Raw genomic sequence first — 13,802 nt, 5'->3', positions numbered from 1 at the left:
CGTCCTACGCTGGAGACATGAGCGACGAGGGCTACTGCACGATCACCGAGGGCGTGAAACCGCCGAAGGCGGACGGGCCGCCGTATGCCGAGTGCGTGCTGTGCCGGGAGCCGACGGAGTACCCGGAGTCGTACAAGGGCATCACGATGTGTCCCCGGTGCGAGTGGCAGGAGGCGCAGCGGAGCGCCTGTTCAGGGTGAGCGGCGGCCGTTGAGGGCACAGGCCACGGTGAAGGCCGCGGTGGTGAGCAGGGCCGCCGCGGCCGGCGGCAGCAAAGAGACCGGGATACGGCCGGACTCCGAGCCGGTGACCAGGCCGCTGACCGCCGCGTGTGCCGGGGAGCCGGCGACCACCGTGGAGAGCAGGGCGGCCAGCAGCATCGTGGGCACCGCGCGGCCCGGCGAGCGCAGCAGCGGCCGGTTGGTGAGCGCGCCGACGGCGGTGCCGAGCAGCGCGCAGGCGAGGGTCGCGAGCAGACCGGCGGCCCCGGCCCGCAGGGGTGACACGGGGAGCCGGTGGTCGTTGGTGGCGTGCCGGCTGATCACCGTCACGAGCAGGGTGGCCGCCGTGCCGAGCAGCGCGGCGGCGAAGAGCGCGGTGAGCAGCGCGGCCAGATGGGCCCTGGCCGGGCCGCGCGCGGCGGTGACACAGGCGCGGGCGGCCGGCGGTTCGCCGGTGACACAGATCCGTACCAGCCAGGCGGCCACCGGCAGCAGCGCGGCGGCCGTGTAGCCGAGCGAGTCCAGCACCGGCTGGCCGCTCTGCACGCCCACACCGAGGAACACGGCGTACAGGATCACCGGCGGCAGCCAGCGCTGGGAGCGCAGAAGGAGTGCGGTCTGGTAGCGGAGGAGTGCGGTCATGGGCGGTCTTTCTCGTCCGGTGGGACGGCTGGGTCGGCTGGGTCGGCCGGGACAGCTGGGGCGGTTGCGGGGCCCACGGTGACCACGTGCCAGGGCGGGTCGGTCGTGAGAAGAGCACGCAGGACCACGTCCGAGTGGGACGCGGGAACCGTAAGACGGTAGGTGCCGGGGGTCGGTTCCTCGGCCGAGGACGCCGCGCGGGTCGCGTCGGCGGGGAGACGACCGCCGGCCGGGCCCCGCACCGTCACGACGGTGTGCGGGCCGACGGGTACGGCCACCGGTACGGCACCGGGTTCGAGAGTGCCGTCGACGACCCGGTAGATCGCGTCGGGCGCCCCCGCGAGCCGCCGCGGATCGTGGTCGACGAACACGACGGCACCCCCGGCGGCGGTGCGTTCGGCCACCGCCCGCTCCAGCTCCGCGCGCGCCTCGGCGTCCAGGCCGGTCCAGGCCTCGTCGAGCACGAGAAGCTGGGGGTCGGCGAGCAGGGCCTGGGCGACCGCGACCTTCTGGCTGGTGCCCTTGGAGAGCTGGGCCATGGGGGTGGTCGCGTAGGCGGCGGCGCCGAACCGCTCCAGCCAGTCCGCGGCGCGGGCGGCGGCCGTACGGCGGGAGAGGCCGTGGACCGTGCCGAGGTGGGTGAGGTAGCCGGAGGGGGTGAAGGGGAGGGCCGACGGGAAGCGCTCGGGGACGTAGGCGGTGCGGGGGCGGCCGGTGATACGGCCCTCGGTGGGGCTGTCTATGCCGGCGACCAGGCGGAGCAGGGTGGACTTGCCGGTGCCGTTCGTTCCCTCGACGCGGGTGAGGGAACCGGGGGTGAGGGTGAGGTCGACGCCTCTTAACACCCAGGGGCCGCGTATGCCGTAGCGGCGGCCTACGCGGGCCAGTTCAAGATCACGGTGCACGGGGACATTGTCGTGCGGGACGGGGGTGGGCGGTGCCCGACGCGGCGGGGTGCGGGTACGTGGGTGGCTGGTCGCGCAGTTCCCCGCGCCCCTTAAGGTTGGTGCGGTGAGCGCTCCCTTCCAGGTCTCGGCCAATAGTCGTGACGAAGCACCCCAGTTCGTGTTGCCGCTTGTCGTGCGGATCGAGAAGGCGGCTCCGCCGGACCGTACCGACGCTCTGGAGACGGCCGCTCGGGCTGTGCTGACGCTGCTCAGTGATCCGCGGGCCCACGGGGACGGGGAGTGGGCCCGGGCCGTTCGGGACTGGGAGGACGCCCGGATCCGGAAGGTGGTGCGACGGGCCCGGGGGGCCGAGTGGCGGCGGGCCGAGGGGCTGCCCGGGATCACCCTCACGGGGAAGGCGGCCGAGGTACGGGTGTTTCCGCCGGTTCCCCTGGACGGGTGGCCCAAGGATCTGGCCAAGTTGCAGGTGTCGGGGACCGAGCTGGAGGACCCGGAGCCGCCCGTCGGCGCCGACCGGTCCGAGCCCGTGCTGTGGCTGAACCCCGAGCTGGAGATGTCCGCGGGGAAGGCGATGGCGCAGGCCGGGCACGGGGCCCAACTGGCGTGGTGGGCGCTGTCGGAGGAGGAGCGGGAGGCTTGGCGGGACGCCGGGTTCCCGCTCGCCGTACGGACCGCCGATCCGGCCGAGTGGCGTGAACTGACGGGCGGCGGGCTGCCGTTGGTGCGGGACGCCGGGTTCACCGAGATCGCGCCGGGCAGCTGCACGGTGGTCGCGGACCATCCCGCACTTCACTGACCAGCACTTTTTTAACTTCCCTGGAAAACTTTACCGTTTGTTTGAGCACCCTCGCCGTCCCAGCCGTACGTCCTGGCACTGAACCAGCGACACGGGGAGGCATCCTTGCGGCGTTTGAATGGAACGGCCCTGATTCTGGCGACCCTCGCCGGAACGGTCGGCGCGCTCGTGTACCCCGTGTGGTCGTACGCCGACCGCTCCGGCACCGGGCAGGCCAACGTTGCGGCGGGGACCGTGATGACCGAGTGGGGTCCGTTGACGGCCTCCGACCGAGACCTGATCGTGCGGGTCCGGCTGGCCGGGCTGTGGGAGCTGCCGGCCGGGCAGCAGGCCATCGAGCGGGCACCGAGCAACGCGATCAAGGAGGCCGGCGACCATCTCATCGTCGGCCACACCGACCTGGACCGGCGGGTGCGGATCGTCGCGTCGCAGCTGGGCGTCGACCTGCCCAACGTGCCCAACGAGCAGCAGCAGGGCTGGCTCCAGGAGATGTCGGCGGCCACCGGCGCGGAGTACGAGTACAAGTTCGTGAACCTGCTGCGGGCCGCGCACGGCAAGATCTTCCCGGCGATCGGGACGGTGCGGAACACCACCCGCAACACCTTGGTGCGGCAGTTGGCCTCCGATGCCAACCAGACCGTGCTCGACCACATCACGATCCTGGAGAAGACCGGCAAGGTCGACTTCGAGGCCATCGCCAACGAGATCGCCAACGCGAGCACGGCCAGCCCGACCGGCCCGGCGGTGCCGGCGCCGGGAGTGGTGGTGCCCTCCGCGCCTGCCGCGCAGGCCAGCGGCGATGTGCGCACCACGTCCAAGCCGTCCCCCGGCGCACCGGGCACGGTGAACACCGCGCGCCCCGACCCGGAGGACTCGCAGGGCGGCGTGCTCAGCCGGTAACCGAAGAGCTCCCCGGAGCGCGGACCCGAACCTCAAATGTTGCTCTGAAGCGGCAGGCAGCACGGTTCGCGGGCGCGCTCCGGGGCCATACCCCCCTCACTCGGAGCAGCACTCGGAGCAGCACTCGGAGCAGCACTCGGAGCAGGAGGGGGAGGACCATGACCTTGCAGCGGCTGGGCACGGGCATCGGCTGGCGGCCGGAGATCGCGGACGCCGTGGAGCGGATGCCGGGCATCGACTGGGTCGAGGTCGTGGCCGAGAACACCTGTCCGGGCCATCTCCCCGAGTCGCTGCGGCGGCTGCGCGAGCGCGGGGTGACCGTCGTCCCGCACGGCGTCTCGCTGGGCCTCGGCGGCGCGGACCGTCCCGACGAGGAGCGGCTCGCGGCCCTCGCCGAGCGGGCAGCGGCGCTCGGCGCCCCGCTGGTCACCGAGCACATCGCGTTCGTCCGCGCGGGCGGCCCGCTCACCGCCTCCCCGGTCCTGGAGGCGGGCCACCTCCTCCCCGTCCCGCGCACCCGGGACGCCCTGGACGTCCTCTGCGAGAACATCCGTATCGCCCAGGCCGCGCTGCCGGTGCCGCTCGCCGTCGAGAACATCGCCGCGCTGATCGCCTGGCCGGGCGAGGAGATGACCGAGGGGCAGTTCCTGTACGACCTCGTCGACCGCACCGGGGTCCGGCTGCTGATCGACGTGGCGAACCTGCACACCAACCACGTCAACCGCGGCGAGGACCCGGCCAAGGCGCTCGCCGAGCTGCCCGTCGAGGCCATCGCCTACGTCCATGTCGCGGGCGGCGTCGAGCGCGACGGCGTCTGGCACGACAGCCACGCCCACCCGGTGCCCCCGGCCGTCCTGGACATCCTCACCGACCTCGCGTCAAGGGTCACACCGCCCGGCGTCCTGCTGGAGCGGGACGATCTCTTCCCGGAACCGGCCGAGCTGGAGCGGGAGTTGGAGGCGATCCGGGCGGCGGTCGCAGCGGGTGGCGGGGGCGCCGGTGGACCGGGGGAACCTCCGACGCCACCGGCCGCCGCCGAGGTCGCCGACGCCACCCGGCAGCGGGTCGGGCTCGCCCAGGCCGCGGTGCTGTCCTCGCTGGTCGCGGGGACGCCGGTGCCGGAGGGGTTCGACCGGGTGCGGATGGGCGTGCAGGCGCGGGCGCTGGCGGCGAAGCGGGCGGACGTGGTGGCGAAGGTGGCGCCCGAGTTGCCGGAGATTCTGGGGGCGGCGTACCGGGGGGCGTTCCTGGCGTATGCGCAGGAGCGGCCGATGACGGGGGGCTATCGGCGGGACGCGCTGGACTTCGCCGCGGAGCTGCTGCGGGAGGGGCGGGCCGGGGGTGGTGGTGCGCATCGGCGGCTGCGGGCGTGGTGGCTGGAACGGTCCGGGCCGGCACCCCGGCGGAGGGCGTTGCTACGCAGGGCGTGAGCGGCGGGGTTTCGCTTACCGGCGCCGGCAGGGTGCCGCGACTGACGCGAGTGCAGCGCCCCTTCAGGGGCGCGGGGCTGCATCGATGTGCGGCTCCGCCGCGTGGGCGCGACCAGCCCCCACCCACCCGCACACGACATCCGCCCCAAGCCCTCACCGCACCGCCTGGGTACTATGCCAAGCCCGCACGGCGAAGCCCCACCGTGCGGTGCTGGAGGCATCATGCGCGCGCGACCCCGACCCCCCGTCCAAGGGCGAGGCATACTCAGCGGGACCGGACTGATCATCGCCTGTCTCGCGGCGACCCTCGCCGCCCTGGTGTTCCCGATCTGGTCGTACGCCGACCGTTCGGACCCGACCGGCTCGGTGAACGTGCTCAGCGCGCAGACCGTGTCGACCGCGTACGGGCCGCTGTCCGCGCAGGACCGGGACTTCGTCGTCAAGGTCCGGCTGGCCGGGCTCTGGGAGCTGCCGGCCGGGGAGATGGCGGAGCAGAAGGGCACCACGGCGGCCGTACGGACGGCCGGGCAGCACCTCGTCGACGGGCACATCTCCCTCGACGCCCACGTCCGCAGCGTCGCGACCCAGCTGAACGTGCCGATCCCGAACCAGCCCAACGACCAGCAGCAGCAGTGGCTCGCCACGCTGAGCGCGGCGCAGGGGCAGGACTTCGACCGGGAGTTCGCGAACATCGTGCGGCTGGCCCACGGCCGGGTCTTCTCCGTCGTCGCGCAGGTCCGCGCCGCCACCCAGAACACGCTGGTCCGCGATCTCGCCGACGACGCCAACACCACCGTCCTGGACCACATCAAGGTCCTGGAGGCGACTGGGTACGTCGACTTCTCCACGCTGGCGCAGCAGTTGGCGGTCACCCCCTCCCCCGCCGCCTCGCCGCCGGTCTTCGCGCCGAGCGACGCGATCCCGGTCGCACCGTCGGCGACACCGGCGGCGACCCCGTCGCCGTCCGCGCCGTACACGCTGCCGCCCGCCACCACCAGTCCGCCGCCGGCCTCCGACAGCCCCTGACCTGCACGGCAAGCGGAACGTCACAGACCGACAACACTCGGTCCGGAATGTGAACAGGGCATGGCGGTTCGCAAGCCCCTGGCATAGAAACGTGTCATGTTCTGGGTCCTTCTCCTGCTCCTGGCCTGGGCCGTCGCCGGCACCGCCTGCACCCGGCTGTGCCTGGCCGCCGTCCGGACGGCGGCCTTCGACGCGGACGCGGGCCGAGGGCACGATCTGACGCTGTACGAGGCCGCGTTCCTGTCCGGCGGACCCGCGCGGGTCGCCGATCTGACCCTGGTGTCGATGGCCCGGGAGCAGCGGCTGCTGCTCGCCCACACCGGCTGGGCGACCGTCGTCGACCCGACGGGGCGGGACGAGATGGAGCGGTCGGTGATAGGGGCCATCGGGCCCGAGGGGCAGTCGCGGATAGCGCCGGTGCGGTCGGCGGCGGCCGACGCGGACGCCGTGCGCAGTCTCGGCGAGGGGCTGGTGCGGGCCGGGCTCGCGGTGCCCGACGCGGCGGCGCGGACGACGGTCGCGTCCGGCGTACGGCAGGTGCGGGCCGCCGCGGTCGCCGTGTTCGGCCTGGGGGTGACGGCGCTGCTGCTGCCCGCCCCGACCGACATGCCGCGCGACCTGGTGGCCGTCTGGTTCGCGCTGCCGTTCACCCTGACGCTGAGCTGTCTTGGCATCGCCCGGGTCGAGGTGCACCCGTACTCGCGCTGGGCCTCCCCGGCCGGGCAGCGGCTCCTCGGCGCGCTGCACCGGCGGGTGAACCGCACGGTCGACGACCACACGCTGCTGACCTCCGTCGCCGTGCGGGGTATTCGCGCGGTCGGCGAACCGGAGCTGCGTGCGGCCTTCGCACACCGGGACCAGCCGCCACGGGAGTGAGCGGGGGCGCATCGGGGGCATTGGCGCCGACACCGGCCCGATGGTGCTTGCCTTCACCGACAACCGGTCGAAATATCCCTTTTATTGCTGCCGTGCAGTCGCTGCGGTGCCGTTGCCGCCACGCCACCGCAGCCGTGCACCGAAAGGGATACGCCATGAGAGCCCCCGCCCTGTACTCGGCAGCCGGGTCCCTGATCCTGACCACCCTGGCCGCCGCCCCGGCCGGGAGCGCCCCCGGCGTCCCGGACACGGCGACGGCCGAACTGCGCGGTACCGCCGTGGCCGCCGCGCGGGCCCGCGCGGAAGGCATCGACTTCGGCAAGTGCGCCGCCGACCTGGAGGTGCCCGACCCCTTCCGGTGCGGCACGCTGAGCGTCCCGCTGGACTACGCGCACCCGGACGGCAAGCAGATCAGACTGACCGTCAGCCGGGTGCGGGCCACCCACAAGGACCCGCACAACAGCAAGCGCAAGGTGCCCCGGCAGGGCACCCTGGTCTACAACCCGGGCGGCCCCGGCGCCTCCGGCATGGCCTTCCCCATGGTCGGCGTGCTGCCCGAGTGGAAGCGCATCGCCGCCGCCTACGACCTGGTCGGCTACGCCCCGCGCGGGGTGGACCGTTCGGCGCCGCTGTCCTGTGTCGACCCCAAGCACTTCTTCAAGGCGCCCTCGCAGTCGCCGACGCACCCCTCCGAGTCGTACAAGAAGGCACGGATCAAGGAGGCCAAGGCGTACGCGCGGGGCTGCCTCAAGCGGTCCGGGAGCAGGCTGCGTTTCTACACCTCGCTCAACAACGCCCGTGACCTGGACGTGCTGCGCGCCGCGCTCGGCGAGGACCGGCTGACCTTCATGGGCGCCTCGTACGGCACCTACTTCGGTGCGCTGTACGCGACCCTGTTCCCCTCGCACGTACGGCGGATGGTGCTGGACTCGGCGGTGAACCCGGACCCGGCGCAGATCTGGTACCGCGACAACCTGGAGCAGTCGGCCGCGTTCGAGAGCCGCTGGGCGGACTACCGGGAGTGGATCGCCCGGCACGACGACGTGTACAGGCTCGGCGACACCGCCGCGAAGGTGCAGGCGAGTTACGACAAGGCGAGCAGGCGGCTGGCGAAGAAGGCGGCCGGCGGGAAGGTCGGGCCGGGGCAGCTGCAGGGCGCGTTCCTGTCGGCCGGGTACTACGACGACTACTGGCCGAGCCGGGCGGAGGCGCTGTCGAAGTTCCTGAAGGGGGACTCCAAGCCGCTGGTCCGGCTGGCGGCGCCCGCGCCGGAGACCGCCGCCGAGGCGGAGAACGGCAACGCGGTCTACACGGCCGTCGAGTGCAACGACGCCCCCTGGCCCACGAAGTGGAAGACCTGGGACCGGGACAACACCCGGCTCGCGCGGACGGCACCCTTCGAGACCTGGGACAACGCGTTCATGAACCTGCCGTGCGCCTACTGGCCGGTGTCCCGGCAGAAGGCCCTGGACGTGCAGACGGGCCCCGGTGAGCTGCCGCCGACGCTGATCCTGCAGGCCGAGCGGGACGCGGCCACACCGTACTCGGGCGCCCTGGAGATGAACCGGCGCCTGGCCGGCTCGGTGCTGGTGACCGAGCGGGACGCGGGCACGCACGGCATCGGCGGCGGACCCAACAAGTGCGTCAACGGGTACCTGGACGCCTACCTGCTGGAAGGGCGGCTCCCGGACCGGCGCGCGGCCTGCGCGGGGCACCCGGAGCCGAAGCCGGCGGCGCCGGCCGACCGGCCCGGGCACAAGGAACTGCGGGACTCCCTGAAGGGCAAGGCCGACCAGCGCTGAGCGGCGGTTACGCGAGGCCCGCGACCAGCTCCGCGATGTCCTTGCGGCGGCCCGTGAAGAACGGGACCTCCTCGCGGACGTGCATCCGGGCCTCGGAGCCGCGCAGATGACGCATGAGGTCGACGATGCGGTACAGCTCGTCGGCCTCGAAGGCCAGCAGCCACTCGTAGTCGCCGAGCGAGAACGAGGCGACCGTGTTGGCGCGCACGTCGGGGTAGCCGCGGGCCATCTTGCCGTGGTCGGCGAGCATCCGGCGGCGGTCCTCGTCGGGCAGCAGGTACCAGTCGTACGAGCGCACGAACGGGTACACGCTGACGTAGTTGCGCGGGGTCTCGTCGGCGAGGAACGCCGGGATGTGCGAGCGGTTGAACTCGGCGGGGCGGTGCAGCGCCATGTTCGACCAGACCGGCTTGAGGGCGCGGCCCAGCCGGGTGCGGCGGAAGAGGTTGTACGCCTCCTGGAGCTGGTCGCTGGTCTCGGCGTGCCACCAGATCATCAGATCGGCGTCGGCGCGCAGACCGGAGAGGTCGTAGGTGCCGCGGACGGTCACGTCCTTGGCGGCGAGCTGGTCGAACAGCTCCTGGACCTCGTCGGCGTAGCCCGCGCGGTCCTCGGGGAGTACGTCCTTCAGCTGGAAGACGGACCACAGGGTGTAGCGGATGACCTCGTTGAGGTCCTTGGCCAGCTTGCCCTTGTTCGGGATCCTGCCGGACTCGGTGGTGGGGGCGTCGTCACTCATGGTCCCTATTCTCCCGCTCCGCCGTGCAGACTCTGCACCGGGTTGGCCGTCAGCTCCCGGACCCCGTCGAGGTCCCCCGCCAGCTGGTCCACGGCCGCGTACGCGCTCGCGATGCAGGCGGGGATGCCCACCCCGTCGTACTGCGCCCCGCAGACCGCGAGGCCCGGGAGCTTGGCGACGTGCTCGCGGATCCGGGCCACGCGCGCGTGGTGGCCGACCGGGTACTGGGGCAGGCCGTCGGTCCAGCGGGTGACGCGGGTGGCGACCGGGGTGGCGTCGAGGCCGGTGGCCGCGCGCAGGTCCTGCCGGGAGAGGTCCACGAGCCCGGCGTCCTCGCGGTCGAGGATCGCGGTCTCGCCGTACCGGCCGACTGAGGTGCGCAGCACCAGCACGTCCGGGTCCTCGTCGGCGATCCAGCCCCACTTCTGGGAGGCGAAGGTCGACGCCTTGATGGTGCGGCCGTCGACGGGCGGGACCAGGAAGCCGCTGCCGGCGGGGAGGCCGAGGCCGGTGCGGCGGTAGGCGAGGGTGATCAGCGCCATGGAGGCGTACTCGATCGCGGCCAGCTCGGCCGCGGCGGCGGGCGCCTCGGCACCGAGCAGGGCGGCGGCGACGGGCGCCGGAGCGGCCACCACCACGGCGTCGGCGTGCAGCACCCGGTCGCCGGCGGCGATCCGCCAGCCCTCCGGCTCCCGGCGCAGTCCGGTCACCGGTGTCCCGGTCAGGATCTCGCCGCCGCGCGCCCTGACGGACTCCGCGACGGCGAGCGGCAGGGTGCCGACCCCGCCCTCGATGCCCATGAACACCGGCCCGGTCTGCTGCTGGGCGACCGCCCTGGCCTGGATCTCGCGGACGGCCTCGGTGAGCGAGTCATGGGTGAGCGCGGCCTGGTAGAGCTGCGGGACCGCCGAGCGCATCGAGATGCGGTACGCGTCGCCCGCGTAGACCCCGCCGAGCAGGGGCTCGACCAGCCGGTCGACGACCTCCCGGCCCAGCCGGTCGGCCACGTACTCCCCCACCGCCACGTCGTCGCCGACCTCGGTGCGGGGCAGGTCGGCGTCGCGCTCGATCCGGGCGAGGCCCTCGTCGGACAGCACACCGCAGAGCGCGGCGGCGGTCCCGGGGACGCCCATGACATGGCCCTTGGGCATGGGGCGCAGGGCACCCCGGGTCCAGATCGAGGCGGTGGCGGTGGCCGGCGGCTGCAGCCGCTCGCCGAGGCCCACCTCGCGGGCGAGGGCGACCGCCTCGGGCCGGCGGGCCAGCATCGACTCGGCGCCCAGGTCGACCCGCACGCCCGCGATCTCGCCGGGCAGCAGCTTTCCGCCGACTCTCTCCGAGGCCTCCAGCACGGTCACGCGCGCGCCGCGCTCCAGCAGCCGGTGGGCCGCGGCCAGCCCCGCGATCCCGCCTCCGATGACGACGACCTGCCCCGTGCCCGTACCCGTTGCGCTCATGCCCCCACTCTGTCAGACCCCTCCGACACCGCCGTCCCCCCGGCCCGGTGACCGGCGCGCGTCCGGACCGTGACCGCATCGGGACCGTCCACGGCCAAACGTCCTGCCCCGCTCGGGCGTCGAAGGAGCGTCAGTCACCACGTCCCTCGGGGGGAACCATGCGACATCCCGTACGACCCGCCTTCGCCGGCCTGCTGCTCGCCGCCGCGCTCGTCCTCACCGGCTGCGGCGGGAGCGACAGCTCCGACAGTGGCGGCTCCGCCGACGACGCCAAGGCCGGGGTGAACAGCGCGGCCCAGGACGCGGCGGGCTCCGCCGGCGTCAAGGAGAGCAGCGGCCGGGGCACCGACAAGGCCCCGTCCCTCACGGTGAACCACATCATCCGCACCGCCTCCCTGACCGTGCAGGTCAAGGACGTGCCCAAGGCCCTCGACGAGGCCCGCACCACGGCCGAGAACTCCGGGGGTTATGTCGGTAACGAGACCACCAGCCGCGACTCCCGGGGCCACGAGCGCACCCGGGTGGTCCTGCGCGTGCCCACCGACCGGTACGACGAGGTGCTCTCCGACCTCCAGGGCGCGGGCAAGCTGCTCGACCGCACCGCGAAGGCGCAGGACGTCACCGACCAGGTGGTGGACGTCGAGAGCCGGATCAAGTCGCAGCGGGCCAGCGTGGCCCGGGTCCGCGAGCTGATGGAGCGGGCGAACAAACTCAGTGACGTGGTGACCCTGGAAGGGGAGTTGAGCACCCGGGAGTCCGACCTGGAGGCGCTGCTGGCCCAGCAGGCCTCCCTCAAGGACCGCACCAGCCTGGCCACCATCACCCTGTCCCTCACCCAGACACCGGTGAAGAAGGCGGCCGCGAAGGACGACTCCCCGGGGTTCGTGGACGCCCTGTCCGGCGGCTGGCACGTCTTCGTCACCATGCTGCGCTGGATCGCCCTGGCCCTGGGCGCGGCCCTGCCGTTCGCGGCGCTCGCGGCCCTGCTGGCGGCGCTGTGGTGGAAGCTGGTCCGCAGGCGTCGTACCCCCGCCCAGCCCGGCAGCGAGACCTGAGCGAGCCTCCACCAGCCCTGGGCGAGCCCGAAATGCCCGCGCCCCGTAGCGTGTTCGCATGAGCATGAACGGTGGGCGGGAACGGCTGGTCGTGATCGGCGGGGACGCCGCGGGCATGTCCGCGGCCTCCCAGGCGCGTCGGCTGCGGGGACCGGACGAGTTGGAGATCGTGGCCTTCGAGCGCGGCCACTTCAGCTCGTACTCGGCGTGCGGCATTCCGTACTGGGTCGGCGGTGACGTCGGGGAACGGGACCAGCTGATCGCCCGTTCCCCCGAGGAGCACCGGGCGCGCGAGATCGACCTGCGGATGCGCACCGAGGTCACGGAGATCGACGTGGCCGGGAAGCGGGTACGCGCGCGTGACGTCGATTCCGGGGCCGAGTCCTGGACGTCGTACGACAAACTCGTCATCGGGACCGGCGCCCGCCCGATCCGGCCCGACATGCCGGGCGCGGACGCGCCGGGCGTGCACGGCGTGCAGACCCTCGACGACGGCCAGGCCCTGCTCGACACGCTGGCGGGCACACGTGGCCGCCGGGCCGTGGTGGTCGGCGCCGGTTACATCGGCGTCGAGATGGCCGAGGCGATGATCAACCGGGGCTACGAGGTGACGGTCGTCAACCGCGGCAGCGAGCCCATGTCCACCCTCGACCCGGACATGGGCCGGCTGGTGCACAAGGCCATGGCGGGCCTAGGCATCACCATGGTCGACGACGCCGAGGTCACCGAGGTGCGCACCGGCCCGGACGGCCGGGTGCGCGCGGTGGCCACGACGGACGCCGAGTACCCGGCGGACGTGGTGGTCCTCGGCATCGGCGTCCGTCCCGAGACCGGCCTCGCCCGCGCGGCGGGCCTGCCCCTGGGCCGCCGCGGCGGTCTGCTGACCGACCTCGCGATGCGGGTGCGCGGCCACACGGACATCTGGGCGGGCGGCGACTGCGTGGAGGTCCTGAACCTCGTCTCCGGCCAGGAGCAGTACGTCCCGCTCGGCACCCACGCCAACAAGCACGGCCAGGTCATCGGCACCAACGTGGGCGGCGGCTACGCCACCTTCCCGGGCGTCGTCGGCACGGCCGTGAGCAAGGTCTGCGACCTGGAGATCGCCCGCACCGGCCTGCGCGAGAAGGACGCGCTGCGCGTGGGTCTGCAGTTCGAGACCGTCACCATCGAGTCCACGAGCCGCGCCGGCTACTACCCCGGCGCGGACCTCATGACGGTCAAGATGCTCGCGGAACGCCGCACCGGCCGCCTCCTCGGCGTCCAGATCGTCGGCCGCGAGGGCGCCGCGAAGCGGGTCGACATCGCGGCGGTCGCCCTCACCGCCAACATGACGGTGGAACAGATGACAGCCCTGGACCTGGGCTACGCCCCACCGTTCTCACCGGTCTGGGACCCCGTACTGGTGGCGGCGAGAAAAGCAGCAGCAAAGGTCCGGGCCTTCTAAGGCGCGCCAGGGATACCAACCCAGGGGCGCGGGGCTGTGTCTGCTTTGCGGCTACCGCCGCGTGGGCGCGACCAGCCACACTCCACCCGCACCCCGCACCCCGCACCCCGCACCCCGCAACGCGTCCTAAGCCGTCCCACTGATCCGCGGCAACGAAGTAACCCCCGCCCCACCCGGCGCGGCCGCAGCAGCGGGCTGCTCCGCCCCGGGACGGGCATGCGCCGCCGCCGGCCGGGTCGACCGCAACCGATTGCTCACCGCCTCGTCCAGCGTCACCGGCCGCTGCATCTGCGCGGCCAGCCGCCCCGCCTCCTGACCGAGCCGCGCCACGTCCTCCCAGGGAAGCCGCACGACCAGGGAGATCTCCGCCTCGCCGTCGGGCATGGCCTGCATGGGAGGGAGTGCCTGAGGGGTAACCCGCTCGTTCATCGCCTGTTCCTCACGTCGCCTGAACCTCAGTCGTTCCCAGAGACATACGCACCCAACCGGGCCGACGTTCACATGAA

Annotated in this window: 14 protein-coding genes; 9 read left to right on the top strand and 5 right to left on the bottom strand. The window is 73.2% G+C overall.

Features of this window, described 5'->3' with window-relative positions; genetic code table 11:
- Window positions 1-17 precede the first annotated feature (17 nt).
- Window positions 18-200, top strand: a complete 183-nt coding sequence (locus ACFZDK_RS38920; protein WP_390979663.1) for a hypothetical protein — start codon at window positions 18-20, stop codon at window positions 198-200.
- Here the strand turns inward: ACFZDK_RS38920 and ACFZDK_RS38915 are convergent.
- A complete protein-coding gene (locus ACFZDK_RS38915) occupies window positions 192-863 on the bottom strand; it encodes an ABC transporter (protein ID WP_390979661.1) in 672 nt (223 codons plus the stop codon). The genes ACFZDK_RS38920 and ACFZDK_RS38915 overlap by 9 nt on opposite strands.
- Window positions 860-1,768: an ATP-binding cassette domain-containing protein gene (locus ACFZDK_RS38910; protein WP_390979659.1), complete on the bottom strand. Its 909-nt coding sequence runs from the start codon at window positions 1,766-1,768 to the stop codon at window positions 860-862. Before ACFZDK_RS38910 ends, ACFZDK_RS38915 begins: the two co-directional genes overlap by 4 nt.
- A 106-nt stretch (window positions 1,769-1,874) precedes the next feature.
- Between ACFZDK_RS38910 and ACFZDK_RS38905 the strand changes: the two genes are divergently transcribed.
- The 6 genes from ACFZDK_RS38905 to ACFZDK_RS38880 all read left to right on the top strand — a co-directional run bounded on the left by ACFZDK_RS38905 (window position 1,875) and on the right by ACFZDK_RS38880 (window position 8,601).
- The gene (locus tag ACFZDK_RS38905) at window positions 1,875-2,567 is read left to right on the top strand and encodes a peptidyl-tRNA hydrolase (protein ID WP_390979656.1); all 693 of its coding nucleotides are present in this window, start codon (window positions 1,875-1,877) and stop codon (window positions 2,565-2,567) included.
- A gap of 105 nt (window positions 2,568-2,672) precedes the next feature.
- Window positions 2,673-3,467: a DUF4142 domain-containing protein gene (locus ACFZDK_RS38900; protein WP_390979654.1), complete on the top strand. Its 795-nt coding sequence runs from the start codon at window positions 2,673-2,675 to the stop codon at window positions 3,465-3,467.
- Window positions 3,468-3,625: 158 nt separating this feature from the next.
- Window positions 3,626-4,897 carry a DUF692 family multinuclear iron-containing protein gene (locus ACFZDK_RS38895; protein WP_390979652.1) on the top strand — a complete coding sequence of 424 codons (1,272 nt, stop codon included), beginning with the start codon at window positions 3,626-3,628 and terminating at the stop codon, window positions 4,895-4,897.
- Window positions 4,898-5,119: 222 nt separating this feature from the next.
- Complete coding sequence (locus ACFZDK_RS38890) at window positions 5,120-5,923, top strand: DUF4142 domain-containing protein (RefSeq protein ID WP_390979650.1); 804 nt, start codon at window positions 5,120-5,122, stop codon at window positions 5,921-5,923.
- A 96-nt stretch (window positions 5,924-6,019) separates the two neighbouring features.
- Window positions 6,020-6,799: a TIGR04222 domain-containing membrane protein gene (locus ACFZDK_RS38885; protein WP_390979648.1), complete on the top strand. Its 780-nt coding sequence runs from the start codon at window positions 6,020-6,022 to the stop codon at window positions 6,797-6,799.
- A gap of 155 nt (window positions 6,800-6,954) precedes the next feature.
- Window positions 6,955-8,601, top strand: a complete 1,647-nt coding sequence (locus tag ACFZDK_RS38880; protein ID WP_390979646.1) for an alpha/beta fold hydrolase — start codon at window positions 6,955-6,957, stop codon at window positions 8,599-8,601.
- Window positions 8,602-8,608: 7 nt separating this feature from the next.
- Here ACFZDK_RS38880 and hemQ read toward each other — a convergent pair whose 3' ends face one another.
- Complete coding sequence (gene hemQ / locus ACFZDK_RS38875) at window positions 8,609-9,340, bottom strand: hydrogen peroxide-dependent heme synthase (RefSeq protein ID WP_390979644.1); 732 nt, start codon at window positions 9,338-9,340, stop codon at window positions 8,609-8,611.
- A 5-nt stretch (window positions 9,341-9,345) separates the two neighbouring features.
- Window positions 9,346-10,797 (bottom strand): protoporphyrinogen oxidase, encoded by a 1,452-nt coding sequence (gene hemG, locus ACFZDK_RS38870; protein ID WP_390979642.1) that lies wholly within the window; start codon window positions 10,795-10,797, stop codon window positions 9,346-9,348.
- 158 nt (window positions 10,798-10,955) lie between these two features.
- Between hemG and ACFZDK_RS38865 the strand changes: the two genes are divergently transcribed.
- Together ACFZDK_RS38865 and ACFZDK_RS38860 are read left to right on the top strand one after the other, a co-directional pair.
- Window positions 10,956-11,852, top strand: a complete 897-nt coding sequence (locus tag ACFZDK_RS38865; RefSeq protein ID WP_390979640.1) for a DUF4349 domain-containing protein — start codon at window positions 10,956-10,958, stop codon at window positions 11,850-11,852.
- A 58-nt stretch (window positions 11,853-11,910) separates the two neighbouring features.
- Complete coding sequence (locus tag ACFZDK_RS38860) at window positions 11,911-13,296, top strand: FAD-dependent oxidoreductase (protein ID WP_390979638.1); 1,386 nt, start codon at window positions 11,911-11,913, stop codon at window positions 13,294-13,296.
- Between the two features lie 126 nt (window positions 13,297-13,422).
- Here the strand turns inward: ACFZDK_RS38860 and ACFZDK_RS38855 are convergent, their stop codons facing one another.
- A complete protein-coding gene (locus ACFZDK_RS38855) occupies window positions 13,423-13,725 on the bottom strand; it encodes a hypothetical protein (protein WP_390979636.1) in 303 nt (100 codons plus the stop codon).
- Window positions 13,726-13,802 lie beyond the last annotated feature (77 nt).

It is taken from the genome of Streptomyces sp. NPDC007901, from assembly GCF_042959465.1.
In the GTDB taxonomy this organism is placed as follows: domain Bacteria; phylum Actinomycetota; class Actinomycetes; order Streptomycetales; family Streptomycetaceae; genus Streptomyces.
Note: the sequence above shows the minus strand (reverse complement) of the source record. Positions and strands in the feature narration are given on the sequence as shown.